Source organism: Dokdonia sp. Hel_I_53 (genome assembly GCF_007827465.1).
Lineage (GTDB): Bacteria > Bacteroidota > Bacteroidia > Flavobacteriales > Flavobacteriaceae > Dokdonia.
On the sequence record NZ_VISL01000001.1, the window covers coordinates 394,741 to 421,279 of the forward strand.

Annotated in this window: 24 protein-coding genes; 13 read left to right on the plus strand and 11 right to left on the minus strand. The window is 37.2% G+C overall.

What is annotated here, in order from left to right; genetic code table 11:
* Nucleotides 1–2 precede the first annotated feature (2 nt).
* On the minus strand, nucleotides 3–998 hold the full coding sequence (locus OD90_RS01775; RefSeq protein ID WP_144665712.1) for a hypothetical protein: 996 nt from the start codon (nucleotides 996–998) through the stop codon (nucleotides 3–5).
* A 5-nt stretch (nucleotides 999–1,003) separates the two neighbouring features.
* The gene (locus OD90_RS01780) at nucleotides 1,004–1,456 is read right to left on the minus strand and encodes a hypothetical protein (protein WP_144665715.1); all 453 of its coding nucleotides are present in this window, start codon (nucleotides 1,454–1,456) and stop codon (nucleotides 1,004–1,006) included.
* A 138-nt stretch (nucleotides 1,457–1,594) separates the two neighbouring features.
* Between OD90_RS01780 and OD90_RS13105 the strand changes: the two genes are divergently transcribed.
* The 9 genes from OD90_RS13105 (at nucleotide 1,595) to OD90_RS01820 (ending at nucleotide 14,862) form a co-directional block, all read left to right on the plus strand.
* Complete coding sequence (locus tag OD90_RS13105; protein WP_186434695.1) at nucleotides 1,595–3,016, plus strand: hypothetical protein; 1,422 nt, start codon at nucleotides 1,595–1,597, stop codon at nucleotides 3,014–3,016.
* A 178-nt stretch (nucleotides 3,017–3,194) separates the two neighbouring features.
* Nucleotides 3,195–6,455 carry an Eco57I restriction-modification methylase domain-containing protein gene (locus tag OD90_RS01790; RefSeq protein ID WP_144665718.1) on the plus strand — a complete coding sequence of 1,087 codons (3,261 nt, stop codon included), beginning with the start codon at nucleotides 3,195–3,197 and terminating at the stop codon, nucleotides 6,453–6,455.
* An 8-nt stretch (nucleotides 6,456–6,463) separates the two neighbouring features.
* Nucleotides 6,464–8,158, plus strand: a complete 1,695-nt coding sequence (locus OD90_RS01795) for a hypothetical protein (protein ID WP_144665721.1) — start codon at nucleotides 6,464–6,466, stop codon at nucleotides 8,156–8,158.
* Nucleotides 8,159–8,160: 2 nt separating this feature from the next.
* On the plus strand, nucleotides 8,161–8,532 hold the full coding sequence (locus OD90_RS01800; RefSeq protein WP_144665723.1) for a hypothetical protein: 372 nt from the start codon (nucleotides 8,161–8,163) through the stop codon (nucleotides 8,530–8,532).
* Nucleotides 8,533–8,542: 10 nt separating this feature from the next.
* Complete coding sequence (locus tag OD90_RS01805) at nucleotides 8,543–10,363, plus strand: ATP-dependent nuclease (RefSeq protein WP_144665726.1); 1,821 nt, start codon at nucleotides 8,543–8,545, stop codon at nucleotides 10,361–10,363.
* Complete coding sequence (locus OD90_RS01810) at nucleotides 10,356–12,386, plus strand: UvrD-helicase domain-containing protein (protein WP_144665729.1); 2,031 nt, start codon at nucleotides 10,356–10,358, stop codon at nucleotides 12,384–12,386. Before OD90_RS01805 ends, OD90_RS01810 begins: the two co-directional genes overlap by 8 nt.
* Nucleotides 12,387–12,406: 20 nt before the next feature.
* On the plus strand, nucleotides 12,407–13,867 hold the full coding sequence (locus OD90_RS01815; protein ID WP_144665732.1) for a hypothetical protein: 1,461 nt from the start codon (nucleotides 12,407–12,409) through the stop codon (nucleotides 13,865–13,867).
* A gap of 81 nt (nucleotides 13,868–13,948) precedes the next feature.
* Complete coding sequence (locus OD90_RS13230; RefSeq protein ID WP_257895226.1) at nucleotides 13,949–14,080, plus strand: hypothetical protein; 132 nt, start codon at nucleotides 13,949–13,951, stop codon at nucleotides 14,078–14,080.
* Nucleotides 14,081–14,130: 50 nt separating this feature from the next.
* A complete protein-coding gene (locus OD90_RS01820; protein ID WP_144665735.1) occupies nucleotides 14,131–14,862 on the plus strand; it encodes a hypothetical protein in 732 nt (243 codons plus the stop codon).
* Here OD90_RS01820 and OD90_RS01825 read toward each other — a convergent pair.
* The 6 genes from OD90_RS01825 to OD90_RS01850 are packed head-to-tail and all read right to left on the minus strand — an operon-like array spanning nucleotide 14,831 to nucleotide 18,012.
* Nucleotides 14,831–15,319 (minus strand): hypothetical protein, encoded by a 489-nt coding sequence (locus OD90_RS01825; RefSeq protein ID WP_144665738.1) that lies wholly within the window; start codon nucleotides 15,317–15,319, stop codon nucleotides 14,831–14,833. The genes OD90_RS01820 and OD90_RS01825 overlap by 32 nt on opposite strands.
* 2 nt (nucleotides 15,320–15,321) lie before the next feature.
* Entirely contained in the window at nucleotides 15,322–15,567 is a 246-nt protein-coding gene (locus OD90_RS01830) for a hypothetical protein (protein WP_144665741.1), read from the minus strand.
* Nucleotides 15,568–15,569: 2 nt separating this feature from the next.
* A complete protein-coding gene (locus OD90_RS01835) occupies nucleotides 15,570–16,130 on the minus strand; it encodes a hypothetical protein (RefSeq protein WP_144665744.1) in 561 nt (186 codons plus the stop codon).
* Nucleotides 16,131–16,139: 9 nt separating this feature from the next.
* Entirely contained in the window at nucleotides 16,140–16,676 is a 537-nt protein-coding gene (locus tag OD90_RS13110; protein ID WP_186434782.1) for a hypothetical protein, read from the minus strand.
* Nucleotides 16,677–16,678: 2 nt separating this feature from the next.
* Nucleotides 16,679–17,005: a hypothetical protein gene (locus OD90_RS01845; RefSeq protein WP_144665747.1), complete on the minus strand. Its 327-nt coding sequence runs from the start codon at nucleotides 17,003–17,005 to the stop codon at nucleotides 16,679–16,681.
* Nucleotides 17,005–18,012 carry a hypothetical protein gene (locus OD90_RS01850; protein ID WP_261374443.1) on the minus strand — a complete coding sequence of 336 codons (1,008 nt, stop codon included), beginning with the start codon at nucleotides 18,010–18,012 and terminating at the stop codon, nucleotides 17,005–17,007. The genes OD90_RS01845 and OD90_RS01850 overlap by 1 nt, the downstream gene beginning before the upstream one ends.
* 135 nt (nucleotides 18,013–18,147) lie before the next feature.
* Between OD90_RS01850 and OD90_RS01855 the strand changes: the two genes are divergently transcribed.
* Genes OD90_RS01855 through OD90_RS13235 form a run of 4 tightly spaced genes read left to right on the plus strand, consistent with a single transcriptional unit; the run spans nucleotide 18,148 to nucleotide 20,704 of the window.
* Nucleotides 18,148–18,519, plus strand: coding sequence for an ArsR/SmtB family transcription factor (locus tag OD90_RS01855; RefSeq protein ID WP_144665751.1), 372 nt, complete (start codon nucleotides 18,148–18,150; stop codon nucleotides 18,517–18,519).
* A 10-nt stretch (nucleotides 18,520–18,529) separates the two neighbouring features.
* Nucleotides 18,530–19,138: a mercuric transport protein MerTP gene (merTP, locus tag OD90_RS01860; protein ID WP_144665754.1), complete on the plus strand. Its 609-nt coding sequence runs from the start codon at nucleotides 18,530–18,532 to the stop codon at nucleotides 19,136–19,138.
* 1 nt (nucleotide 19,139) lies between these two features.
* Nucleotides 19,140–20,486 (plus strand): dihydrolipoyl dehydrogenase family protein, encoded by a 1,347-nt coding sequence (locus OD90_RS01865; RefSeq protein WP_144665757.1) that lies wholly within the window; start codon nucleotides 19,140–19,142, stop codon nucleotides 20,484–20,486.
* An 11-nt stretch (nucleotides 20,487–20,497) separates the two neighbouring features.
* Entirely contained in the window at nucleotides 20,498–20,704 is a 207-nt protein-coding gene (locus OD90_RS13235; protein WP_144665760.1) for a GDCCVxC domain-containing (seleno)protein, read from the plus strand.
* A 2-nt stretch (nucleotides 20,705–20,706) separates the two neighbouring features.
* Here OD90_RS13235 and OD90_RS01875 read toward each other — a convergent pair whose 3' ends face one another.
* From OD90_RS01875 to OD90_RS01885, 3 genes are all read right to left on the minus strand, one after another.
* Nucleotides 20,707–21,657 carry an AAA family ATPase gene (locus OD90_RS01875; RefSeq protein ID WP_144665763.1) on the minus strand — a complete coding sequence of 317 codons (951 nt, stop codon included), beginning with the start codon at nucleotides 21,655–21,657 and terminating at the stop codon, nucleotides 20,707–20,709.
* Nucleotides 21,658–21,866: 209 nt separating this feature from the next.
* The gene (locus OD90_RS01880; RefSeq protein ID WP_144665766.1) at nucleotides 21,867–26,126 is read right to left on the minus strand and encodes a strawberry notch C-terminal domain-containing protein; all 4,260 of its coding nucleotides are present in this window, start codon (nucleotides 26,124–26,126) and stop codon (nucleotides 21,867–21,869) included.
* A complete protein-coding gene (locus OD90_RS01885; protein ID WP_144665769.1) occupies nucleotides 26,119–26,517 on the minus strand; it encodes a hypothetical protein in 399 nt (132 codons plus the stop codon). The genes OD90_RS01880 and OD90_RS01885 overlap by 8 nt, the downstream gene beginning before the upstream one ends.
* Nucleotides 26,518–26,539: the final 22 nt, after the last annotated feature.

Here is a 26,539-nt window from a genome sequence, read left to right on the forward strand (position 1 = left end):
AGCTATTCTGTTTTGGGTTCATCCTCGGCTACTTCAAGTATAGTAGCTTCTGGAATATCATTATCTATATCTTCAAAATCGACTTCTTCAGTTTGTTGAGATGCTTTTTTTTCCGCTTTTGCGAAAGCAAAATCCTGAACATTTTCTTCCTCTTCAAAATCTAACTCTTCCTGGAAATCTTGAGTAGCATAATCTTCTTCTTGCGCTGAAAAATCTTCTTGTTCTTCTTCGAGAGCTGAAGCTTTTTCATTACGGATGATATCAAGAATGCGCTCTTCCAGAATATTATTTTCTGCGCGGACTTCCATAACGACCTGTGCTTTCTTCATTAAGATGGACAGGACTGCACCCATCAATTGCTGTTCGGGCGTAAGTTTCTTAGCTTTCTTACGCAGGATCTGGGCGAGCAATGGTCTCAACAACGCCTTGTCTTCCTTGTCTAGCTTTACGCGTGCAACATTCTTATCGTTTTGCTGATCGATGACGGAAATGATCTCATCAAACTCATAGAATTCCTTGTGCTTGCTGATTTTTACAAAGTAACCGCCACCTACTTCAAGAACGTTGTTAGACATTCCCAACAGAGCATCAGCCGCTTGGTTGGCTTGGCTCAGAGGCAATTCAAAATCTTCGTCTGTAGGTTGTGGCTCATCATCATCTTCATAGCCACCACCATTTATTTCCTGTTCTGGTGCATCTAGTGGTTGCTCGCTTTTTTCTTGTGCTACATTTTCTTCTACAGTTTTGCGGAATTCTGGCTGCTCGCTAGATGGCGCTTCAGGTTCTTCTGGCATCTGGTGTGGTCGGTCTGGTTTCCACACGTTCCAGCTTTTTTGCTTTTCGGGATCACTTTCTATTGGACGCTCGCCACCGATGTCTTTTTCAATCACTGGTTGATTGAGCGGACTGCTGTCTTCGCCCTGAATACTTTCAAACGTGATTTCTTCTGGTGCTGTGGTAAGGACGTCCTTTACTTCTTGAGCTATTTCTTCTTTCATAAATTCTAATTGAGTTTTGCGATAAAGTTGACCACGTTGTTTTCCAAAACTTGAAATTTGGCTACAAAAGGCTTGTAAAAGCTTGGAATACTCAGGATTTCATCGCACTTATGGTAGTTGTACATCACAGCTCGCTTGGACTGCTTAAAACTCTCGCCTATCTTGGCATAACTGGTATCTGTGTATTTCTTGAGCAGGAAATAACACGCCATCCTAGCATCACGGTATTCTTGAATGTTACTGGTGTAAAATTTGGGTTCTTGAAGATCAAAAATTTGGATGCTCTGCGAGATAAAATAGACAACGAGCAGTTTTACCTTTTGGGTGTCGCTCGATTTAAGTTGTGCGTTTCCAGAAAGATTATTGATGACTTCTATGGTCTTAGCGAGTCCAAATTTCCCTATGAGCGTATCTACACTCTGCTGTAAGTCGCTATAATCGGGCTGTTCTTTTTTCATCTGGCTGTGAATTGATTCTCACGTGCCAAACTACTAAAAGAGAGTTTTCAGAAGATTGTTAATTGTATCCTAGTAAATTATGGAGATTTTACTATAATGTTGTTGATTGACAAACCTACTCAATTAAATCGCCAAAAAATGAAGTTAGAAACCATTGAAGAACTTAAACGAGAAATAAACTCATACGAAATGGTTGCTTTATTAAAGGCTTGTTACAACTATTTTGATATTGAAATCGAAAAACCCAAAGCTTTATGGGTTACACTCACGATAATGAAATGGACTTATTTGTACGGTACGAGAACCAAACCGGTAAAACCATTAACTGTCAAAGCTTTTCAAACACTTTTTGAAGCTATAATGGAATTTGATCCCGATCATATTTCAAACTATATGAAATCTCAAGGAATTCATCGAGCCTTTGCGATACTACATTATCAGCAGTTTTATCTTCAAACTGCCGTACATAAAGAGCGTTTTAGCACACAATTAAAGTTTTATGAAATTCTAGAATCGCGGTATGACATTTCAGCCTCTTTTAAAAAGAAAACTGGTCTGTCTATTACTGAATTTTTAAGAATACTACAATGTATGTGGTTGTACGCTCAAATGAAACAATCAGAATTTCCCAACACAAAAATTACGGGCTACGTAAGTCAACCTATACTTGATAGTATGTCTGAAATCTTTGGGAAGATACAAACCGAACGGTTTATCAACCTCTTAATGATAACGCCACTGACCGCAGCAAAAGAAGCTAAAAAATGGAAAGGAACTAATGCTACAAAATATGAGATGATGGAACACTCATTTCTCACTTTATTTCCCTTTCAATGGTTTGAAAATTCTGTGCGCATCGTGCATCCATCGGTTTTCAATTATACTGCAAACTATTACATCTACGATTATATGAAGATCAACGATCCAAAGTTTACAACAGAATTTGGAGCAAGATTTGAAAAATATATTCAGTTAGGATTAGACGAAATAAATATTAATTACAAAATTGAGAGTGAGGTAAAACGATCTCTTCCCGCGAAGCACAAAGTCGTAGATTTTGTGATTGACGATAATATTCTACTTGAATGCAAAGCTATTGAGCCTAAGCCATTAGCATCGATCAACCCAACAGACGATTACGTGTACTCATCTTATAAAGACTCACTTTTGAAGGCTTATTATGATCAAATGCTACCTGTATCAAAATTTTTAAATCCCAATCAAGAGAATTGGGGAATAGTAATCACGCATAAGAATATCTTCTGGTCAGATTACAGAGAACTTTATCAGTTTACAAAAGACAGGTACGCAAATAGCGCTGACAACAGCCAGCTACCACCAGAGAATGTATTCATAATGGATATTCATACCTGGGACTTGGTCATAAATGTTATTGTGACTGGTCAAACAACATTGCCAGATCTACTGAAAAAAGCTCGAAATGCAAACGCAAACCATCTCACAAGAAAAGCCCAATTTGATATGCAACTGGACGATTTTGATCTTAGACAATTTCAACTCTCATATTTAGCTAAAGAGACAGAATTATTAAAATTATAGTGTTTCAAATGAGCAATCGATTCAGTATAATTCCACTTTAACGCTACGCTCTTCCTTTGGTCGTGAATCTCGCAAGCTCGATTTCGCGAAAGCATACTGAAAACAAAATGAGAAATAAAGATGAATAGCTTGTAAACTTTGTTAATTTTAGGAGCTGAACAACTTTGTAAAGCACTAAATGGCATTATTCCAGACATCTGTACTCAAAAAATATCTCGCACAACAGGACACTAACGCAGTAGATAAGGCATATCGCAAGTACACAAAATTCTTTCTCAACCTTGAGATACAGCAAAATATAGACAAGAGTAACGAGGAGCAAATACAGGCTACTTTTCTTACAGAACTCTTTGTAAACGTGCTCGATTATACCATTAATCCTAAGCCCAAATACAACCTAACCACAGAATATAAAAACGAGAAAAACAATCGCAAGGCAGACGGTGCGATTATCACAGAAGAAAAGACAGTAGCCGTTGTAGAACTTAAGGGCACAAATACAAAGGATCTGGAAAGCATACGACGCCAGGCTTTTGATTATAAAGTAAATCATAAAGGATGTAGGTTTGTCATTACGTCAAATTTTGAAAAACTACGCTTTTATATTGACGATACTACAGAGTTACTGGACTTTGACCTGTTTAATCTTACGCGCGACGACTTTGGATTGTTGTATTTGTGTTTGTACAAAGACAATTTACTCAAGGAATTACCGCTTCAGATAAAGCAGGATTCACTCATTGTAGAGGAACAAATTACCAAAGAGTTTTACAAAGATTATTCGCTTTTTAAACGTGAGCTGTATCGTGATCTGGTCAAGAAAAATGGTAAGGTCTTAAAGGTCGCGATTCAGGAAGAGACTGGTATTACAGATAATGCAGAGCATCAGTCTGATCTTGAACGCCTAGAGAAAAATGTAAAACTCACGCTTTTTAAAAAGTCGCAGAAACTTATAGATCGTTTTCTCTTTATCTTTTTTGCAGAAGATCGCGGACTCTTACAACCCAATTATACCATTAAACGTCTGGCAGAATGGGACACCATTCGCAAGCTGGATGTGGAAGAACCATTATACGATCGTTTTAAAAAGCATTTTAACTATCTGGATAAAGGCCGTAAGGGCGATGCGGAAAATAAAGAGATTTTTGCCTACAATGGTGGTCTCTTTAAACCAGATTCTATACTGGATCGTGTGATAATAGATGATGATTTACTTTATCATCATACTAAAAAATTGGCAACTTATGATTTTGAAAGCCAAGTAGACGTCAACATCCTTGGTCATATTTTTGAAAACTCTCTCAACGAGATTGAAAGTATTAATGCCGAAATAGAAGGTGGCAACTTTGACAAACAGAAAAGCAAGCGTAAGAAAGATGGCGTTTTTTACACGCCTAAGTATATCACAAAATACATTGTAGAAAATACAGTAGGTAAACTATGTGATGAGAAAAAAGCCGTACTCGGTTTTAAAGAAGAAGAGTATTTTAAAGGACGTGGTACTGGTAGAAAGAAGCGAAACGACAAGACTATACAAAAGCTAGTTGAAACGCTAGACACCTACCGCAACTGGTTATTACAGATCACTATTTGCGATCCTGCCTGTGGCTCTGGTGCATTTCTTAACCAGGCACTGGATTTTCTCATTAAAGAACATCAGTACATAGACGAGCTTAAGACCAAAATTTTAGGTGGTGGCTTACAGTTTCCAGATATAGAAAACACCATACTGGAGAACAATATTTATGGTGTAGATCTTAATGAGGAGTCTGTAGAGATTGCAAAGCTATCACTCTGGTTACGCACGGCACAGCCACGCCGTAAGCTCAACGATTTGAGCAGTAATATAAAATGTGGTAACAGTTTAATAGACAGTAAAACCATAGCAGGAGATAAAGCCTTTAACTGGGAGACCGCTTTCGCGAAAGTGTTTGCTAACGGAGGTTTTGATGTTGTGATTGGGAATCCGCCTTGGGGAGCAAAACTGCCTACTAATGATCTAAAATATGTCAAGTCTAAACATCAAGACATAATTGTTAGAATGGTTGATTCTTTTATGTTTTTTATGGATAAATCTATTGACTTAACCAATGATATTGGAGTTATTGGTATGATTATACCAGACGTAATTTTATATCAAAAAGACAACTCTAAACTTAGAGAAAAAATACTCAAAGAAACCCAATTGCAGATTGCACTAAATGTTGGGGATGGAATCTTTGAAGAGGTTGCTCGACCATCGGCAATTGTCGTTTATTCCAAAAAGAAAAGTAAAAATCCTTCTATTGTAGGGAATTTCAACAAGTACAAAGATGTCGATATTAATAGTATTGACACTTACGAAGTTGAAAGTGAGTTATTTTATTCAATACCAAATACCGTGTTTGCCACTCAAAATTTGAGCGGATATGAAATACTGAAAAGACACAATACTAAAACTCTTAATGATTTTATAGATACTGACGGAATACAAAGAGGAGTTAGTCCGGATTTGAAAGATGCTTTTATCGTGGATGCAGATACTATCAAAACTGAAAATTTAGAAGAACAATATATTAGACCTACAGTTACAGGAGGAGTTGACGTAAAAAGGTACTATACCATAGATGCAGATAAAAACCTTTTCTACATTACAAAAAATGACAATCCTCAAGATTTTCCTAATATTCACGACTATATCGAGAAATACCTTCCAAGGATAACTTGTAAAGAAGTTGCCCAAGGAAAGCATCCCTTTTATGCGTTGCATCGTGCTAGGAATCCACAAATATTTGAAAAGGAGAATAAGGTGTTGGGTGTAATTACGGGAGACAGTATTATAACATCGATAGATAAAAATGAATTATTTCCTACAGATGGTCTTTACGTGTTTAGTGCAAATGATAAGATTTCTAATAAATATTTGTCGGCAATTTTAAATTCAAGATTATCCACCTACCTATATCGGTTATTGTCTTCCGAAACGGGCAGAACTATGGCACAAGTGAAACCTGTTTTATTATCGCAACTTCCCTTTATAGAGCCCGATAAAACTACCGTTCAAAAGATTGAAAGCCTTTATGATTTAATTTCTAAGGAAATAAAATCATTCACAACCATTCAAGATAAATTCTTAAAATATTTATATCATCAATTCAGGATTGAAAAATTCTCTCGCAAACTCGAAAACTGGCAAGATTTAGATTTTGGCGAGTTTATCAAAGAACTGAATAAAGCGATTAAAGCCAATAACAAATTGCGAGAAAAGGAAGGTCAAGCACCTGTTGCCGTGCTTACCAAAACAGATGAGTTTGAATGGTTAGACCTCTTTGAGCAAAACAAGAAAAAAGCACAAGACCTACAACTACAAATCAACACCCTAGAGCAACAAATAGATACAATGGTGTATGAGCTGTATGGATTGAGTGATGAGGAGATAAGGATTGTGGAGAACGGGTAATGGAGCAAATGAAGGAAGTCGATATAGAACAGAAATCAATTGAAATTCAAAAAATAATTTCAAGATATACCAAAGAAAGCTTTGTATGCTTCTTTGCAGACTTCGTGCGTCATCATCCAGAACGAAATCAATTTAGCTTTTCTGAAAAATTCAAGTCTAAGTACAAAGATTCAATTTATCTTATTATGCTGAGACTTTCCTCTGATGAAGTAGGATCTGAGGACTTCTATTATTCCGAAGAGAATGATAAAATACTTCAAAAAGTTGGAGATATTTTGCTCGAAATAGTTAGTTTCTATTTGGGGAATTATTCAAGGTTTGATACGACTACATCAAAAAAAGATAGGTCAGAAATGCTGATCCACGAACTTGCTTTTAAAGATTATTTTCAAAATGGGGTACTTAATTATAGAGAACAAGAACTTAATAAAGTAATTCGATTATTTAAACCCTATCAGAATAAAATAAAAGAAAGACTAGGAATTGACTTAAAAACATTGATGGCACTCTGTGAGTTTTCAGAAGATGATTATCAAAGAAAAGCCATTACATCAAAAAGTTTTCTCTTTGATCCAAGAATGAAAGATTTTGTGCATAGCGTTCAAGCTGGAAAATTTGAAGAAGGCCTGTCTCAACTTCCTATAGAATTACAAGATAATTTTCTAGATTTCTTTGAGAGTCCGCACAGCTGTTTATTATTTACAAAAAATGACTACTACAAGTCTTTCAATAAGAAGGATGTAGATGTTTTCTGTAATCTACTATCAATAGATATTAATGATTCATTTAATAATTTATTTTACTCACAACCCAACCCATTAGAGCTTAAACCAATCGTAAAAATTAATGATAAAACATTTTTGAATGTATTTCAAAAGCAATTACCTAATGCGGTTTACAAACTGCTCTATCAAGTTCTTACTGAAACAGAAAAGGAAAAAGAACAACTTAATTTAAGAAGAGGAAAGGTTATTTTAGAGTCTCAAACTCAAAACATATTTGACAGATTTTTCAGTAAAGCAAAAAATGTCACTTCATACAATAACTACTATATTAATAGCAATCCCGCCGAAAAGGATTTGCTATACATAGTAAACAGAATAGCATTTGTAATTGAGTGTAAAGCCTCTCGTAGTAGAGAACCGTGGAGAAATACTAAAAAAGCTACGGAAAGAATAAGGTCAGACTTTGATTATTGTATTCAAAAAGGGTATGAACAATGTTTTGAGGTAGAACAAGCAATTCTAAATGATGAGGCTATAACTATAAAAAGTAAAAATAACAGCGAAGTTTTAAATACGTCGCAAATCATTGATGTCTTTACAATAGTTGTTACTTCTGAGAGGTTTGCTTCATTGCAAATAGATTTAGGTCTTTTACTTAACAAAAAAAGCAGTGAAGACTTTTACCCTTGGTCTGTTTGCATAGATGATTTAGAAACATTTCTGAAGACGTTGGGCGCAGTATATAATAACAGATTCAAGAAATTTATTGACTATTTAGAATTTAGAGAACTCCTTCACAGTCGTCTTTTATCTAGAGATGAACTTGATGTTTGCGCAATGTTCCTAAAAAATCCACAAAAGTTCAAAGAGCTGTGTGAAAGTGACGCCTATTTGGTTCCAGATCCTTATTTACAAGGTTATTTCGACGAACTCTATTTTTCTAAAAAACTCAACTTCAAAATCTTAGATATAACTTAAATATGGAAACAAGAGCAATTAAAAGCGAACTAACCAAGTTTGTAAAAAAAACTATGGGCAGTAAAAACCCACGGTTTAATGGTTGGTACGCAGGCATTACAAATAACGAAAAACGTCGCAAAGCAGAACATTCGGTCAGAAATGGAAAAATACTTCATTGGAAATGTATCAATGCAGGAACGATGATGAAAGCTAATGAAGTTGAAGCTTTCTTTTCTACTAGAGGGACACTTAATATGAAACAGCCACAAGGAGCAAATATTGCTTCTAAATGGGTTTACATTTTTAAACTAGCGCCGAAACCTAGAGGTATGAATGGTCTTGCTGGTCCATTGGACAGCAAATCTGTTTATGATTACATTTTTGGAGAGTAAATTATAACATATGTATTTAAAAAATTTAAAGCTTTGGAATTTCAGAAAATTTGGTAGCACAGGTGCTTTCGATTTATTAAAGCCTGATTTAGATTTAATATTTTCCAAAGGAGTTAATGTTTTAATAGGTCAAAATGATTCAGGTAAAACAGCTATTATTGATGCCATAAAACTGGTACTTAAAACTCATAGTTATGAGTGGCTAAAAGTTATCAATGATGACTTTTATATGGAGTCAAACAGGCTTAGGATTGAACTAATCTTCGATGATTTAGACCCAGAAGAGGCTAAACACTTTACTGAATGGTTAGGCTGGACAGAGGAAAATGGTGGGCAACCCAAATCTTATCTACGATTAATATACGATGTAACACGTAATCTGGTGGACAATAAAATAGCACCAACAGATGTAAAGGCAGGTGTAGATCCAATAGGCTACCAATTAACAGCAGAAGCAAGAGAGCTTCTAAAAACAACGTATTTAAAACCTCTTAGAAACGCACAGGCAGAGCTTGTTCCTCGAAAAAACTCAAGGCTTACACAAATTCTTCAAGAGCACGAGGCTTTTAAAGGTCGAAATACAGATCATTTATTAGTTGGCTTATTTAACGAGTTTAACACATCAGTAGAAAAGTATTTCTTAGGGGTTGCAAATAATGGTGTGCCGTTACCACCAGATGAACAAAAAGGAAACGAATTAAAGGTTGAAATTGACGGTTATATTAAAGCATTTTACAATAAGTCTAAAGAATCTGTTTTTGGAGTAAAAGGGAATAATCTCAAAAACATATTAGAGAAACTGGAACTCTCTATCAAGGATGAAATAAATCCAGGCTTAGGTACAATGAATAGACTATTTATGGCGTCCGAGCTATTACATTTAAAAAAGAAAGACTGGACAGGCATTAGGCTTGGATTAATTGAAGAGTTAGAAGCGCACTTACATCCACAAGCACAAATGCAAATTATTGAGGCCTTGCAAAAAGAAAAAGAGATTCAACTTATATTATCAACTCATAGCCCCAATCTTGGATCTAAAATAAAACTTGAAAACCTTATTGTTTGTTGTGACAATTATGCCTTTCCTATGGGTAAGAATTTTACAGAACTGGCTGACAATGACTATAAATTTTTAGAAAGATTTTTAGATACTACTAAAGCTAATTTATTTTTTGCGAAAGGTATAATAATGGTTGAAGGTTGGTCTGAAGAGATACTGCTACCTGCAATTGCTCAAAGGCTAAAAGAACAAGATGTTATTCAGAGAAATCTAACTGAAGCTGGAGTTTCTATTGTTAATGTTGCAAGTACTGCATTTCAACGCTATTCGCGGATTTATTTGAGAAAAAATGAAAGTTTAAAAAAGATGACTATTCCGGTAGCTATTATAACTGATGTAGATATTTGCGCGTATGAAAAAACGACATTACCAAATGGGGCTGGAGGTTTTGATAATATATACAACCAGAAAAACGAGCAAGTTGTATCGGCAGATTCTATTCTAAGAACAACGCAACTTGAAACTAAATACGACAGGGATAATATAAAGTCCTTCATAGCTAAAGATTGGACTTTGGAATATGCTCTTTTCAAATCAACTTCTTTAAATGTATCATTCAAAGAAGCACTTTTAGAAATCCATCCTCAAATGGACAGTGACCATTTACAAATGGAGTTAGGAAAAAAACTAATAAACAAGACTTTAAACAAGACAGAATTAGCTTACAATCTGGCAAACAAAATAGAGCAAAATCCTACCTTGGTAATAGATGAAAATGACGCAGGAATTAAATATTTAATTGGTGCTTTAAAATACGTCTGCAATGATTAAAGTATGTCCTGCCGACATTGCGTATGCAGAATCGATTTTGTTAAAACCAGGTCATACTTTTGACGAGGAAAGATTAGCGTTTATTTATAATTTTAAAACGTTGGATTTACAAGCGGTACCAGGAAGTGGTAAGACCACAGTTTTACTGGCAAAACTTCTAATCTTAGAAAAGCATCTACCTCTCAAGAAAAACAAAGGCGTTCTCGTTCTATCACATACCAATGCCGCAGTTGATGAAATTAAAGAACGTATAGGACAATATTGTCCTAAACTGTTTTCTCACCCTAATTTTGTAGGAACCATTCAAAGTTTTGTAGATAATTTTTTAGCCATACCGGCTTATCTCAATGAATATAAAAAGAAGCCTATCCGGATTGATGATGAAATCTATGAGGAAACCATCAAAAGGATATTTCATTTCAATAGAAAAGATTTCGGCTCACAAGAAAAGACTGATGCGATTTACTACGAGAAAAATTTTAACGTTCTCTTTTCTTTTCGATTAAAATTTCAGAATGGTGAATTTGTAATGATAGATTCGATCGGTGGTGAATTGATAACTATCAAAACTCCTAAACACAAAAAAGAAAAATATACTGATCATCAATTGAAAAGAATTTCTGAATGGTTTATTAAAACTAAATTGAAAGTTTTAGAAGCTGGTATATTATGTTATGATGATGCATACTTATTAGCAGAAGTCCTTTTAAAAAAAATCCCAACCTATTCGAGCTTATTACAGAGCCGATTTAAGTATGTATTTGTAGATGAAATGCAAGATATGGGAAAGCATCAATTTGAACTTTTAGAAAAAATTTTTGCTGGATGGCAAAGCAATTCATTTTATCAAAGATTAGGTGATATTAATCAATCAATTTATTCAAAAACTATTTCATCGAATGAAGTATGGAACCAGCGCTCTGAGAAGTTGTTTATAAGCGGAAGTCACAGATTAAGCAAGCCGAATGCCAAAATCGTCGAGAGACTCTCTATTACAGGCTCAGCGGTAGAAGGAAGAATGAAAGATGACAATGATGACTATTTAAACATAAAGCCAAAATTAATCTGTTATGATGTTGAAAAAATTACAGAAGTCATTCCTTTGTTTTCAGACATAGTAAAACAATTAATTGATGACAAAGCTATAACTCACACATCAAAAAACAAATATGAAGCAGTTGGTTGGCGAAAGCATCACGATCACGTCGATAAGATATGCATATCTGATTATTGGCCAAGTTATAAGTCAACTGCAAAAACTAAGAAAATTGATTATGAAACTTTAGAAGACTACTTACTTTTTGTAGAAACTAAAAGCACCATTTTTAATAGTCACCGAAAAGCTCTTCTTAATGCTTTAAATAAAATTTTATATATAGAAAAAGTTCGGGACGAATATTTACGAGTATTTACGGTTTCAAAATTAATAAGACATTTTAAAAATCTAAACGAGAAGGAATATTCCACACTTAAACTTAATCTCTATAATTGGAGTGTTGGTTTAAATAAAAATGAATCTGAAAAAGTTTTGTTAGAGCTACGAGAATACATTCCAAAATTCTTAAAATGTTTTAATAGCAAAGTACGCTTGTCTCAAAAATTCATCAATGAGGCGTCTTCAAACAAAGCCGAAATTGAAGTGAATAGTAGCTTACGGTATTTAGACAAAAATGGAATACGCGTTGGCATTAAGTCTATACATTCAGTAAAAGGTCAAACGCATACCGCTACATTATATCTTGAAACTTTTTATGATAGAGGTGCTGGAAACTACGAGTCACAAAGATTATCTAACCAAATTATAGGTACACCTATAAAAGAATATCTTGATAACTACAAAGGTGGAAGTATAGAAAAAATAATTCAATCTGCAAGAATGGCTTATGTGGGTTTTTCAAGACCAACACACTTGTTATGCTTTGCTATAAATAACGTCAGAGCAAAAAATTTAATTGATAAAATAGATAAAACTGAATGGGACGTCATTGAAATAAAAAAAAATGACAAGGTTGAAGATAGTTAGTATTATATAAATAGCGTGGTGTGACAAAAATAGTAACACATATTAGAAAAAATGGCGGAATATTATCGGGAGATTTATCTCGTATAATGTCAAAAAAGTACGGTATTACTGAGGAAGCGGCTAGAAAGAGAATCGAACGTTTTAAAAGTCCAATTCATAAATTGAAAGGCATTTTTAGTGATAAAAAGTCTTTCATTTATCACTCAGATGACTATCAGACCGAAGAATATTACGATGGTTTACTAGCAGCTATAATGTCTGATGCTAAAAGAATAGGTGCTATAATCACGGCGATAAAATTTCATCACGGGCTTGTAAATATAAAGGAATTAGCAAATTATTCTATAAGTCCAATAAGTCGCATTGATGGTCATATGAAATTTGACACTCTCATTGAGCTTCTCTTGAAAAATGATTTTGTTAGAAAATATGATGACGAAACTTTAGGCTTAAATGCGATGCTTGGTGGAAAACCTAATCCTAATTTAAGTCATATAAAAGCAATTGAACTTTCTAAAGCTATTGTTTTACAGAGATTTGAAATATGGAGTAAAAACATAGGCTTGACATCCTTTAAAAAGGGTAAAAATAATAATGTTGTTGGTGGTTTTCAATTTGCATTTTCGGCACCAACATATATTGATGGACTAACCAGATACAAGGGTAATGTCAAAAACCCAGGCTTTTTAATTGCAGACATTTTGTTAGGTAATGATACCAATGAAGAAACGGTTAGTTTCTTTCTAAGAAAAATAGCAGCTATAAAAGCTTCAAATCCAGTTCTAGATCTTTTTCCTGTGATAATTGTTGATGGTATAAAGACCAAGGCTCTTAATAAGCTAAAAAGTAATGGTGTGCTGATAGCTTCCGTAAAGGAACTGTTTGGAAATGAATATAGCGAATTATTAAAATCTCTAATCAATACAGTAACTAATGCTGGAGCTATTCTAAAAAAAGATCCAGAACAATACATCAATTTGATGGAGAAATTGACCAAACTAGTAGATGGAAAAACCAACAATTTAAGAGGAGATCTTTTTGAACTTGCTGTTGGATATTACTATAGTAAGTATTGCCGTAATTTAGATATAAGCAAAAGAGTGACATTACAAGAAACCAACCAATCAAAGGAAATAGATGTATTGGCAGTTTTTGAAAATGAAGTAAAAATCGTTGAATGTAAAGGCTATAATTACCCAGTTGATATAGATTATATCGAACACTATATTTCTAATAAAATTGTGATTATAAGAAAATGGGCTTTGAATGTTTATCCAGAAAAATCACTCACGTTTGAGATCTGGAGTACTGGTGGTTTTACAGAAGCCGCCGAAAAAAAACTTGCAACTGCTAAGGTCAAAACGAAAAAGTATGACATAGAATATTTTAATAAACAGAAAATATTGGAGAAAGCGAATGGTATAAACTCTCCAAAATTTAAGGAAATTTTGAGAGATTATTTTTTAAAGGAAATAGCATAAAACCCTATCGTCCAAAGTTTACAATCCACTAAAAACATCCCGTATATCTTTGAGCCATTATTAATATAAAAACCCAAAATTATGGCAAAGTCAAACACACCAGTAAATGGACCAAGTAAAACAGGAAACGCATCCGGAAAAGGTAGAGGAAACAATCCACCTCGAACAAGTTCAGGTAACTCTGGGAATTCAGGATCTAAAGGAAAAAAGTAATGTAAATAAAATGGTCGCAATGACTAAAACATTGCGACCATTCTTAAGTTATGACAGAAGAAGATTTTAAAATAGATAGATTTCACGAAAGGTACAACGGTATCTTACCTTGGTGGTTTATTGCAGCTTGTTTGATAAGCTATAATTTTAAATCGTTCAGGCGTTTTATGATCTACATTTCTCATTATAGCTCAATTATTGACTTATGGGAAACACCTTCTAAAGAAGTTAAAAACGAGCAAATTATTGCTGGTTTCCAACCATTATTTCCTGAGCGTATTCCTAAAAAAATACTTTATCAGATTACTGGACTTCACTCGCGTACTACTTTCAATGAACGTTTCTCTACATACTTCATTGAAAATGATTTGGTGGGACGTAGAAGTTTCACACTTTTAGAAACCTATAAAATTTTAGAGTACTGGCAAGGAGAAGGCAAATGGGGCCGAATGCAAGCAGCGAAAAAAGAGATGCTCGCGGAAGTACTTCATAACAAAAATTATGAACGAACCGCCGAAGAGTTTAAAATGGCTCTGGGAAAAGAAGGGTATCAGCCCAACTTGATTAGTCCTAAAAAGATTAAGAAACTCATAAAACATATAGACCTAACTGAAGAAAACCAGATTGAAGATCTTATAGGTTATCAAGAGCTTCAAACTGGTCTTTTATGGATGTTTGGAATACTAATGGTTCATCAGTTTTTAAAACAAACCAAGCAGTCCATCTCAATACCAAAAGATCCTCGCAAACCTATATCCTTTCAATCTCATACCGATACCTAAATACACTCGTCCTGGTCACGCGATACTTTCCGATAATCGTCTCCCAACCTAACGCCACTTTCACGCCTAGATCACGAAAGGTAGATCGACCAATGTTTTCTGTGCGACCCATTTTTACCAGTTCGTTGATGATGTCCTCATCGGTGGGCTTTTTCTTGGGTTCTGGTGTTGGCACGTCTTCCATTACTTTTTCAAATGCAACTTGTTTCTCTTTAAGTTCTTCAGTAATCTCGTTGTGTTCTAGCTGATCTGCATATTCTTCATCGATGTCTTCTAGGATTTCTAGGTCTAGGGCTTCCAACTCATCAATAAGCGCATCTTTATCACAGACAGATACCTTGTCGAGTAAGGCGTGCATACGGTCGAAGATTTCTATTTTCTCTTGGATGGGCTGTAGCAACAGCTTTGTAGCAAGTCCGTTGCGTTTCAGGAAAATTTGGTGTTCTATCGTTTTCATAATTAGGCAGGTATTGGGATGAGTTCTTGTTTTTCGGTAAGCGCACCTTCTATAATGTTAGAAAGCGCTGCGGTGGCGAGCGATGTGGCGATGATGATGCCGGTAGTTTTAAGCAGTTCTGCTCCTTTGGGAACTTGTAGCTTAAACTTCTCATTTTCCGAGTTCTTTCCCAGATTGTAGTAAATGAGTGCTTCGGCAAAACCTATGGCCAGGCCTGCACCTGTGATGATCAGTACTTTTTTATTCATAATTAGTTTTTAGCTTTTTCTTCCATCTTGTCAAACTTCTCTTTGATGGCATCGAGACCTTTTTCGGTGGTGACCGTATTCATTTTATAGGCATTCATAATACCACGATGCGCACGCAGTAACACACGTTCTGCCTCCTTTTGCACCGCAACATTCTCTTTGAGTTTTGTTGGAATCAAATTGGCTATAGAAATAAAATGACCTTTGATTTTAGTGTGACGCATCGGTTTGGGTTTCTTAGGCTCGTTCTTGCGTTTCTCCTCATTAAACTTGCGGATTTTTGCCCGACACAGCTTAATGTCACTCGTCATTTTGTCTAGCTCCTTTTTGACCGTTTTAGATGGTGCTTTCTTTTTGGCAGGCTTTGGTTCTTTTACGATAGCGTCTGGCGCAAGGCGCTCTACCATTGAAAATACCTTTTCTATATTCTCCTTGGCGATTTCTTCAAAGGCATTTTTATCTGAAGTCTCCTCGTAATCAGCAAGTAATTCTTTGACTGCGGTTTGTAAGGCGTCTGGTTGTACGGCGCTCAGCTTGAGCTTTTGTAATTTTTCTATGGTCATAGTGTATGTTTAAGCAGCTATTAATAATTCGAGTTCCAGTAACGATAAGGCTCTGGCACGTTCTTTTTCCTGTATGCGTATGGTTTCTTTAGAAGATGCGGTCTTTTTGTTGGCAGCTTTCTTTGGCTTTCGTTTTACATCATTGTTTTTATGCTCCACGCCAAATTCTTCAAAACGACCCAAATCTTCTTTACTCTCAATAAGCGCTTCGGTTTCTGTGTCTCGGTCTATGCCGTACACTTCCTTATCGGCAATAAAGCGTTTTTTTGCTTCAGCTTTTGATAATAATTTCCATTGAAAACCATCACTCATCGTGTAGATCTCTCCGGTATTTGATTTTTCATCGGGATGTAGCATCTCAAATAAAAGCTCGTCTGCTTCCTGCGCTTTTAGATCACTTTTTGTAAAGTTATCTGAAGCCTGTTTTATGACTTCCCAGGCTTGTACGGGATCTAGCTCGCTGCCCGTAAGTGCTACGATTTCATCCTGATTCTTTATGGCCAGCGCCTTCAGTTCGGCTTTGGAAATATCTTTGGTTTTATACATATCTATAATTTATGATCTATGGCATATAATTGATGGTACAGCGGTTCTAGCGACCAGACAAATTCGTTTGCTTCCTCTTGATCTGCATAATGCACAGAGCACAGTTGCGGTGTCCCATCCGTTTGGAAACACTCATAGCGATACTGCTGCACGGGATTATCTTCATTTGAAATATTAATACTCGTCCATCGCAGTATTAATGTGTTTTTACGCTTTCGCGAAAGCATAATTTCAAAATCTCTACATTGCTCAGCACAGGCTTTATTAATGGCAATGGCTCTGTCCATTATGGAATCAATCACAGTCTGTTTGAGCACCTTTTTATCCATTATACAGCGAGTTGCGTTTTATAACTTTCTATGATTTGCGTCACTTCGTTTACGGCGGTTTCCATCGCGTAGCTTTGTTCAAAAACGAAGCCTTTTGAGTTGATCGCTTTCGCGAAAGCGGCTCCCATTTGTGCAGTAATACTGCCGAGACCAGATGGAATGGTCAAACCAAAATAGTTGCTCAACGCCACCAAACTCTTGAACCCACGAAACCGAAAATAACGCGGATCACTACTGATCAATAACAGCTGATTCTTATCCAGTTTATCCTGAAATCGTTTGACGCGCACACAAGCCATCGCCACCTGATTGCTAAATGAAGTGCCGATCATCACGTTAACTTCTACCGAAATGCCACGCAACTCCAGAAACTCCACAAGCTCGGCACAGGCAAGGCCTACGTAAAGCAGCTGATCGCCCTGCACATTTGCATTTGCGCCAGCCATAATGTAGAGTTGCATCGCAGGATAGGACATCTGTTTGTCCTGAAAATAAGCATACACCGTTTTGACCGATGTGTTGATACTGTGGTTGTTGAGCTCAATATTCATCTGGCTCACGGCAGTATCCACAGGTGTTCTGGTATCTACGGGAAAGTTTTTAAACATCGCCATCGCCGCACGCTCAAAAGAAAACACGCCCAGACCACGATCGTTGTAAGCCATCTTAGGCTTGGGCAATACGGCATCCTCTAAATAGTCCAGATACTTCGCAAGCTTGTCCTTAATTTGTGGCTGAATCTTGCGCACCAGCTCCATCCCAGAAAAGGTGCGGTGCTCATTAAGTTCTTCAATATCCTTGGGCGTAGGATTGCCATACCATTCGGTACCAGAATTTAAGTTTTGGATAGTGCTTTGCACCACATTATTCCACCGTGAGGCGTTTGTCTTGCTAAGTTGCTGTATCTCGTGATCTACAAACGCATTAAAGGCAAACACACTATCAAACAAGAGATAGTTGTATTTGCCATTGGTACTTTGGGCTGTATGTTTTTGCGGTCGACTCACTTAATTCTTTTAAAAATAGAATTAGTGGCGTGAGTTGTTTGGGGATGGGATTGTAGTTTGGGACAATTGTTTATTTATTTAAGTATTTGCTTAAATACGTAATTAATTATATATTTGCCCGTCTAAAGCAATAATATGAAACTAGAAATATCTTGCACACGAGCTGAAGCTGACCACAAGCAGCTGCAAAACTGTAGAACTACTATTGATGGTATGGCTAATGGTTTTGATAAAATTTCAAAACTACTAGCCATTTCAGGTAATGAGGTTCGTTTAAAAATTCTATTCCTCTTAAACATGGAAAAAGAACTGTGCCCTTGTGATTTATCCGACATTTTAGGTATGAGTGTTCCCGCGGTTTCACAGCATATACGAAAAATGAAAGATGCAGATATTATAAGCTCAAGGCGAGAAGGGCAAACCTTGTACTATTCATTGAACGAAGATGAGACGGATATTCTGGATAGTATTTTTAAGTCAATTAAATTAAAAAGAAAAACAGCATAAATTTTTAATAATGAGTACCGTAAAAACATCAAAAAATGCAGCTTATACAGGTTTGTTTGCTGCTGTAGCCGCATCATCTTGTTGCATACCACCAGTGATTGCATTAATTGCCGGCGTTGGGGGAAGTGCATCCGCTTTATCTTGGATGGAACCCTTTAGACCCTATTTAATTGGTATCGCTGTCGTAGCAATTGGTTATGCGTGGTATGATTATCTAAAACCGAAAAAAGCAGAGGATTGTTGTGAAGTGGATGCGAAGCCAAAGTGGTTTCAAACTAAAGGTTTTTTAATAGGTATTACGCTTTTTGCGGCTATATCAATAAGTTTTCCATATTACGCTCACATCTTTTATCCGGATAATAAAAAAGAAGTGGTTGTAGTCAATCAATCCAATATCCATACGGTAAATTTTGATATAAAAGGGATGACCTGTGCAAGTTGCGAAGAGCACGTCAACCACGAAGTAAACAAGCTCAACGGAATTATAAACTCAAAAGCATCCTACGAAAATGGGAATGCCATCATTGAATTTGACCAAACCAAAACAAATGATACGGAAATTGAGAAGGCAATTAACTCCACAGGCTATAAGGTAACCGACAAAAAACAAATCAATTAGTATGAAAGAATACGATGTATTCATCATTGGTTCGGGAATGGCAGGAATGACCATCGCCAATAAGTGCGCCTTAAAAGGCCTGAAAGTCGGAATCACAGATGATCTACCGTATGGTGGCACTTGTGCTTTGAGAGGTTGTGACCCAAAAAAAGTAATTATTGGCGCTACGGAAGTACGAGATTTTGCCAAAAGACTCAAAGGTAATGGCATCGATACCATACCTAAAATAAATTGGAAGGACATAATGGCCTTTAAACAAACCTTTGTGGATGAAATGCCACCAAAAATTGAAAAAGGATATAAAAAGAACGGAATAGATACCTTTCATAATTCAGCAAAGTTTCTGTCAGAAAACACATTAGAAGTTGGAAGCTACAAAGTAAAGGCTAACAAAATTGTAATCGCATCGGGTTCCAAGCCACGAGTTTTAGATTTTGAAGGTGGTCATTATGCCAAATCCAGTACCGATTTCTTGAATTTAGAAAAATTGCCAAAATCTTTATTGTTTATCGGTGGTGGCTATATCGCTTTTGAGTTCGCACATATAGCAGCTCGATGTGGAGCAGAAGTTACTATTGTTCATCGTGGAGAAAATCCCTTGGAAAATTTTGAACAGGATATTGTAAAATATCTTGTTTCAGCCACAGAAGAGTTGGGCATAAAACTTATTCTTAATACAGATGTTACCGCTATTGAGAAAATTGATGACCAGTATCGCGTAGAGGGTAAATACGCAGAGAAAACAGAATATTATGAAGCTGAAGCTGTTTTTAATTCAGCCGGACGACCACCTGCAATATTTGATCTGGATTTGGACAAAGCCAATATAACTTATACTAAAAAAGGTGTTACCGTTAACGAATATCTTCAAAGTACTTCAAACCCTCATATTTATGCATCGGGCGATGCGGCAGATTCGGAAGGTTTGCCATTAACGCCGGTTGCAGTCCTGGAAGGTCATACGGTTGCTTCAAATATAATTAAAGGCAATTCTAAAGAAGTACGTTATCCACCTATGCCAACGGTAGTTTTTACTTTGCCTACTATGGCATCTGTTGGCTATACTGAATCGAAAGCGAAAGAGCTAAATTACAATATTCGCGTAAATTTTAAGGAAGTTGGCAGTTGGTTTAATGCCAAAAGGTTGAATGTAAAAGAATATGCATTCAAAACTATCATTGACGAAGAAACTCAAACAATTTTGGGTGCGCATCTAATCGGACCACATACAGAAGAAACAATCAATCTTTTTGTAATGGCCATAAAAACAAAGATGAAAGTCAATGAGATTAGAACAATGATTTTCTCATATCCAACATTAGCTTCTGACATACCACATATGCTTTAATCAAAAATTGAATGGAAACTATATTAAAATCTGAAATTACCTGCCCGAACTGCGGACATAAAAAAGTAGAAGATATGCCAACAAACGCCTGTCAATTCTTTTACGAATGCGAGAACTGTAAAGAGGTTCTAAAACCAAATAAAGGGGATTGTTGCGTTTATTGCTCTTATGGGTCTGTACCTTGTCCACCGATACAGGAAAATAAAAGTTGTTGCTAAACTTACCCAATACGCCTCTTAAACTCCTTAATAAACTCCGCCTTCATCACGCTGCCTTTATACGAATTCAGAAATCCTTCCAGATTGACCTCAGTTTTGATATGCTCAGCTTTCTCACGGTTCATTGCGATAAAGTAGCTTTCTAGGGCATCTTTTAAAGTTTTTCCATTTGGCATCTTGCGGTAGGTTTTGCCAAATTCGTCCTTCATCCCTGTTTCTCGCTTCATTTCGAGTTCGTAAGCACGTTCTAAATTGAGCATTGTACGCAAAGTCATTATGTCTTCAGTATCATCATCGCCGGCTTCTTTTCCTTCATAGCGCAGTATTGCTTTACGAATATCGATACACATATTTACGACTGGCGCATACACCAGTTGTCGCTCTAAGGTCTCGTTAAAACCGATGCGGTAAATCGATCCACTAAAACGGTCTAGCAAAGACGCATCTTGTTTGTTATTCCCTACATAGTTTCCGCTTGCACCTTTTCCTATAACATTTCCTGTGGCAATACAACCAAAACCTCTATGCTTCACGATGGGCTCATTCTGTCCATTAAAAATAATGGCATCTTCACGGGCACTTTTGGCTAACGCATCATTAAGCAATCCTGCGGTATTGGCATCGAGCTTGGGCATTTCATCCAGAATCAAAATCTTTCCATCACGCCAGGCTTCAATGAGTGCTCCTTCTTTGTAACCAGAAATTGTCTGTCCACCTTTAATGTCAATTGGCGAAGTCCATTGATTACAATTCACAATGGTAAAAGGCAGTTCCTTCCCATCATTTTCTGATCTGCCATTAATAGCATAAGCTACTTTTTCGCCCAATGTTGTTTTTCCTGTTCCTGCACTACCTACCAAGTAAGGATTATTGCCTACACTCAAATCGTCCATAATTTTCATAAACTGCGGGATCTGCTGTACTTCTGGTATATCTAATTTTCTTTGGGTCATTTGTTTTTGCTCTTTTTAAAAAGTTGATCTGCGGCGGCGTTAGCTTCCTTTTTGGTAGAATAAATCGCTATGATAACTGTCGCATCCAAGCCACGCCTGAATTTGTTCTTAAGCTCTTGCATCGTCGTGGGCTTTCCACTAAAAATTCCTTTACGGGAATTGTAATACGGGCTATAGACGATGTACATCTTGTTGGGATTTATTTTCATCTATGCCTGTGCGATTTGTAATTGGTTAATCATTTCATCAATAGCTGAAATCTGGGCAATCGTATCTTCAAAAAACATACGTCCCAAGTCTTGATACGTATAATCTCCAAACACAAACTCGGCATTTCCATCTTCGTGTGGATGATTGAGAATAAAGTAACCCAAGCTTTCAATAGCATCGTGCAATGGCAGTCTGCGAGCATCGCTTACAATGTTGTTGAAGTCATCTTTTAATCCAGAGGCAAGCGTTTCCGTTTTCCAGATTTGGTACGGCTCTTCCACATTCTTAAACACGGGAATAAGCGAGTAATTGAATTTCTCTTTATCTGATAATGGGCGGTTGTAAATGACCAGTCCGTATTCATATTGCGAACTCGGTTCTTCATAGCTCACAAATCCAGTCGTAGGATTACTGCCCTGGCCATAAGCACGTCCTAATCGATATTTATAACTGCCAGAAGTAGATTTGGTCTTTGATTTCCACTCGGCTTCATTTTCAATTTCCCAATCTTCCAGTTCACGTGCGTGACCTAGAAACTGCACGCCAAATGCATCCAGCCGATTCAAAAACAATTGCAGCTTTTCCAGATGCAGGGCTGCGGTCATATCTCCAGCATTTTGCACAAAATCTGGCAACTCATCCTGTGATTGACCATCTGCTCGTTTCAAGAACGACCGTAGTTTCTCATCAATAATCGCAGGATAGAGATCTCTTTTATCCAGGTACAATTGAAAATAGTTTTCACTAATACGCTTTACGCGAAAGTTGAGCTTGTGATCTGCAAAAAAGTCATCTATGTCCAGTTTTCTAATAATGTTGAACGCTTCAGAAATAGGTAATACTGCCGAATTTGCTTCGCCATCCTTACCAAAATCTCGATGCAACAAGATGCCGTTCTTGATGGTTCCTTCTTTTGTATTGTACTTAATGAGCTTGTTTTGAGTACCTATCTGATTAGAAGCACCTACAATATTCTCCGTAAGGATATGACGACGTTCTCGTTTTGAAGATGCTTTTTTGATGAGTTCATTCCATTCCAGATTAACCATTTGCACATCAGCTTCAGAGATATCTCGACTTTCTGTAAAAATCTGTGAGATAAAACTCTGTTCTGCTGGTTGTAAGCTGTAGGTCAAAATCTTTCTTGAATCTGTCACTCCAAACTTGAGACTGATGTTACTTAAGGTGTATGGGTTCTTTCCAGATTTACCGATGCTCACACCTAAAAAGATGCCCCAAGATGGTGTGATAGTAGTTCCGATAAAAGGAACTCGTACCACATCGCCTATATTCCACATCGTGATGTATCTGATGATAGAGCGCTTAGTATTTTCCAAACCAGCAACATAGGTCGCAAGCTGTGATGTTTTTGCGTGGACGATCTCTTCTAGCTTCGTCCAGTCGGACTGTATGCGCTCGTTTTCTTTTTCGGTCTTGCCACTACCACGTTGCGGTAAATTGTCCCGATCTTCTTTCAGTCTATTGATGACATCCAGCTTTTTCGCTTTGCGTTCTTCAATAAGCAATGGATATTTTTCATTGATGGCATCTACCATTTTCATACGCACCTGAACAGGTTTTTGACCATCCAGTGCATCTGTGATGCGCTTGTCAATATCTTGTTTGGTAAATGGTCGTTTCAGATTATTGACGATGGTAATATCACGCACGGTATCTTTCCCGAAAGGTGTAGCGCCACCTTGACCTTTCTGGAACAAAAAACGCTTTTTAGTTTCTGCATCGAGTGGCAAGAATTCGGTTTCAAGATCATAGGTACCTTGCTGTTTTTCCAGTTTTATCTGATGGTCATATCGTTCTAACAAATCATCATACAAGGCATCTTGCTCTTCTACCTTGAGTAAGCCCGCACGTCCAGTCAGTTGTCGCACCGCACCATCTTTAAACCCATTGCGCTCATATCGTATGTTTCCGGTTTTATCAGTTTTCTTTTGATAAGTAGGATAACCGAGCTGCTCCATCATTTCCTGATTCTCATCTACCCAATTCCACGCTGCGATATCGCCATATTTATTTAGAAAATCTGCGCTCTTTAGAGTTTCATCATTGGTTTTCTGTGAGCCTGTGGTATTAGCATCCAGCGATTTCAATTTTGCCTTGAGCATAGTCATCAGTCGTTTTTCCGTAGGAATGTCACTTGTGATGTAATAGTATTCGGGCAACACCACTTGACCAGTACGATTGATACGACCACGTTTCTGAACTTCGGTATTGATATCCAATTCAAACTGATGCACAATCATCGCTCGCTGGCGTTGATCCTTAAAATCTTTACTGGCGTGAGCAGAAGATCCTGTACTACCACTTTGGTTAATGAGCAGCACATCATAATCGCCACTATTGAACATTCTGAAAGAACGTTCGGTATTACTACGAAAAGCCTGTACAACCGCTTCATCACCATCCATCGCAATACGCTGATTACGGCCTGTAACTTCGGCAACTTTAAAGTACATATCGGTGTGACCGCCTAAATGTTTTGGTTTTTTCTGGGTTTCAATCAAGTGTATTAATTCATCAATGGGCGAAATGGATAATCCAGAACTCTCAAGAACCATTCGGCTCTTGATATCTTTATATCGCTCAATACCTTTCTGTGGTAATTCTTCGAGTTCTATACGTTCTCTGGTTTTTGAGCCATCGATTGCGGTATAATTGTAGTTGAAAATACCGTCGAGACCACGTACTAGCGTACGTACAAAATCCATTTGCTCGTTAGGGATTACATCACCACTAACCAGATTCATTTCCTTTAAAAAAGCACCCATCGTGGATTTGAATGCGATGACCACTTTCTTGTCTTCCTTCAGTAATTTGACGGTGTGATTTACCACATCCTTTACTTTCAAGGCAAATAACATCTGATCAACGATATTGAAGACTCTTGAGAAGTAAGGCGATTGCTTTACGCCAAGACTTCTGGGTTTAGATGACATATGCTCGCCCTGCGCTTTCGCGGAAGCGTGAATATCTGCCAGCAATGGTGCCACAAATTCCTGTTCAAATTGTACCACTTCATTCATCAACGATATGATACTGTTCACACTCGCACGGCTTTTACTGCGTTGTGGCTCTGCATCCAGCGTGATGTAATCTACGTTGATGCCTTCATTAGACCGCTGTCTCCTGATGAGTTGCCCACTTTCTGAAAGATTAGACGCTACGATTTCCTGAAGCGCCAAACCGCCACTTGTCATCGAGCGTACAAAACTTGCATCGGTAAGACCAGTCTCAGCTATGGCAGTTTTCTTTGCGTAAAACGGCATTACTTCTGGATATTTGGCAAAGGTGGCGCTCAAAAAACAGCACGCCTTTGTCTGCGGAAGTACTTCGCGCATCCAGGTACCAATGATGGAATCAAAGCCACCGGCCATATGCGACTCGTCAAGAATGAAAATGACTTTCCTGTATTTCTTGCTGCCTTCCAGACCGTTGTTGACCATACTTTCAAGCCACAATCGTTTGTAAGGATGCGCCGACTGAACCTGTGAATAGGTACAGAAAATCATATCGTAGCCTACTGGTAAATGGTCGAGTGTTTCTGTGATTGTTATAAACGGTACTTTATCTGGATCTGGTAGATTCTTGCCTATCTTTTTGTGCCACTCAATAGACTCTGGACTTTCTGTGGGAAACTCTTTTTCGGTAGTGATAAGTTCGTATTGCGCCTTGCTGTTCATTGGGCTAAAAACCACTTTTCCGTCTGCATCCTTCACTTTGGCATCGGTATCTGTGTTGACAATAAAAGGTCGGATATTGTCAAAACCGATGGCTTTGAGATCCCGATACATATCTGTAAACAGATCGGGCTTTTTTGTAAAAAAAACGGGAAGAAAGCCCTGCATAACTGCGTGTCGTATCACCGCAGCAGCTTGCCTGCCTTTCCCAATTCCCGTTTGATCTGCGATGATAATACCTTGCTCATTTTCAAATTGCTTGAGATAGAGGCCTACGGCATCTACTTGTTCTGCACCCAAGCCTTTCCACATTGCTTTGGTAGATTCATACTTGAGCTGGTTGCGCACGTAATTGTCAATGTTTCCTTTATCCTTCACAATACGATTTAGGGACTTCTGAACTTCAAAAGCCATATTGCGCGGTATGAGCGTGTTCATTTTATACGGTGCCTGTGACTTAGACACGTAAGGAACCAAAGCTGCCTCCTGCGTAGCAAGTTTTGCAACTTCATCAGCATTCTGACTGAATTCTGCTTCTTTGATATCGAGTTCTTCGTTATTCATTTTTGAAAAAGGCTAATGCTTCCAAATAGCTGCGAAGCGTGGTTTCTGAATACAATTGCACGGCTTCTTCCTTATCCATACCACCATACATTATAGAACTGGTCGGCAGGCTATCATCCATCTTGTCCCAACTTTCCTTGAGCGTCCAGAGTGCGGTCTGCATCTTGTCGGTTTTCAATAGAAAACTGGCGATTTCATCGGTAGTGTTTCCTTCGTTGTAAACCACTTCCAGATATTCTTCTATGAGTGCGATGGGATTTTCGCCCACTGCTCTTGCTTGCTCGATGAGTTCGTGCAATTGAATAAAAATGCCAGCTTCGTGATCTTCAAAACGCTCAAATTTTGATGGATTTGAGACCATAAAAAGTCGTGCTTTGATATCTCCAGACATTAATTGGTTATTGTAAAATATC

Excerpts from the sequence above, each read along its gene's own strand:
- OD90_RS01880 (WP_144665766.1), bottom strand. The coding sequence starts at position 26,126 with ATGAATAACGAAGAACTCGATATCAAAGAAGCAGAATTCAGTCAGAAT.
- OD90_RS13235 (WP_144665760.1), top strand. The coding sequence starts at position 20,498 with ATGGAAACTATATTAAAATCTGAAATTACCTGCCCGAACTGCGGACAT.
- OD90_RS01865 (WP_144665757.1), top strand. The coding sequence starts at position 19,140 with ATGAAAGAATACGATGTATTCATCATTGGTTCGGGAATGGCAGGAATG.
- OD90_RS01825 (WP_144665738.1), bottom strand. The coding sequence starts at position 15,319 with ATGAAAACGATAGAACACCAAATTTTCCTGAAACGCAACGGACTTGCT.
- OD90_RS01885 (WP_144665769.1), bottom strand. The coding sequence starts at position 26,517 with ATGTCTGGAGATATCAAAGCACGACTTTTTATGGTCTCAAATCCATCA.
- OD90_RS13230 (WP_257895226.1), top strand. The coding sequence starts at position 13,949 with ATGGCAAAGTCAAACACACCAGTAAATGGACCAAGTAAAACAGGAAAC.
- OD90_RS13105 (WP_186434695.1), top strand. The coding sequence starts at position 1,595 with ATGAAGTTAGAAACCATTGAAGAACTTAAACGAGAAATAAACTCATAC.
- OD90_RS01780 (WP_144665715.1), bottom strand. The coding sequence starts at position 1,456 with ATGAAAAAAGAACAGCCCGATTATAGCGACTTACAGCAGAGTGTAGAT.
- OD90_RS01875 (WP_144665763.1), bottom strand. The coding sequence starts at position 21,657 with ATGACCCAAAGAAAATTAGATATACCAGAAGTACAGCAGATCCCGCAG.
- OD90_RS01790 (WP_144665718.1), top strand. The coding sequence starts at position 3,195 with ATGGCATTATTCCAGACATCTGTACTCAAAAAATATCTCGCACAACAG.
- OD90_RS01820 (WP_144665735.1), top strand. The coding sequence starts at position 14,131 with ATGACAGAAGAAGATTTTAAAATAGATAGATTTCACGAAAGGTACAAC.
- OD90_RS13110 (WP_186434782.1), bottom strand. The coding sequence starts at position 16,676 with ATGTATAAAACCAAAGATATTTCCAAAGCCGAACTGAAGGCGCTGGCC.
- OD90_RS01800 (WP_144665723.1), top strand. The coding sequence starts at position 8,161 with ATGGAAACAAGAGCAATTAAAAGCGAACTAACCAAGTTTGTAAAAAAA.
- OD90_RS01805 (WP_144665726.1), top strand. The coding sequence starts at position 8,543 with ATGTATTTAAAAAATTTAAAGCTTTGGAATTTCAGAAAATTTGGTAGC.
- OD90_RS01855 (WP_144665751.1), top strand. The coding sequence starts at position 18,148 with ATGAAACTAGAAATATCTTGCACACGAGCTGAAGCTGACCACAAGCAG.
- OD90_RS01810 (WP_144665729.1), top strand. The coding sequence starts at position 10,356 with ATGATTAAAGTATGTCCTGCCGACATTGCGTATGCAGAATCGATTTTG.
- OD90_RS01830 (WP_144665741.1), bottom strand. The coding sequence starts at position 15,567 with ATGAATAAAAAAGTACTGATCATCACAGGTGCAGGCCTGGCCATAGGT.
- OD90_RS01845 (WP_144665747.1), bottom strand. The coding sequence starts at position 17,005 with ATGGATAAAAAGGTGCTCAAACAGACTGTGATTGATTCCATAATGGAC.
- merTP (WP_144665754.1), top strand. The coding sequence starts at position 18,530 with ATGAGTACCGTAAAAACATCAAAAAATGCAGCTTATACAGGTTTGTTT.
- OD90_RS01775 (WP_144665712.1), bottom strand. The coding sequence starts at position 998 with ATGAAAGAAGAAATAGCTCAAGAAGTAAAGGACGTCCTTACCACAGCA.
- OD90_RS01795 (WP_144665721.1), top strand. The coding sequence starts at position 6,464 with ATGAAGGAAGTCGATATAGAACAGAAATCAATTGAAATTCAAAAAATA.
- OD90_RS01835 (WP_144665744.1), bottom strand. The coding sequence starts at position 16,130 with ATGACCATAGAAAAATTACAAAAGCTCAAGCTGAGCGCCGTACAACCA.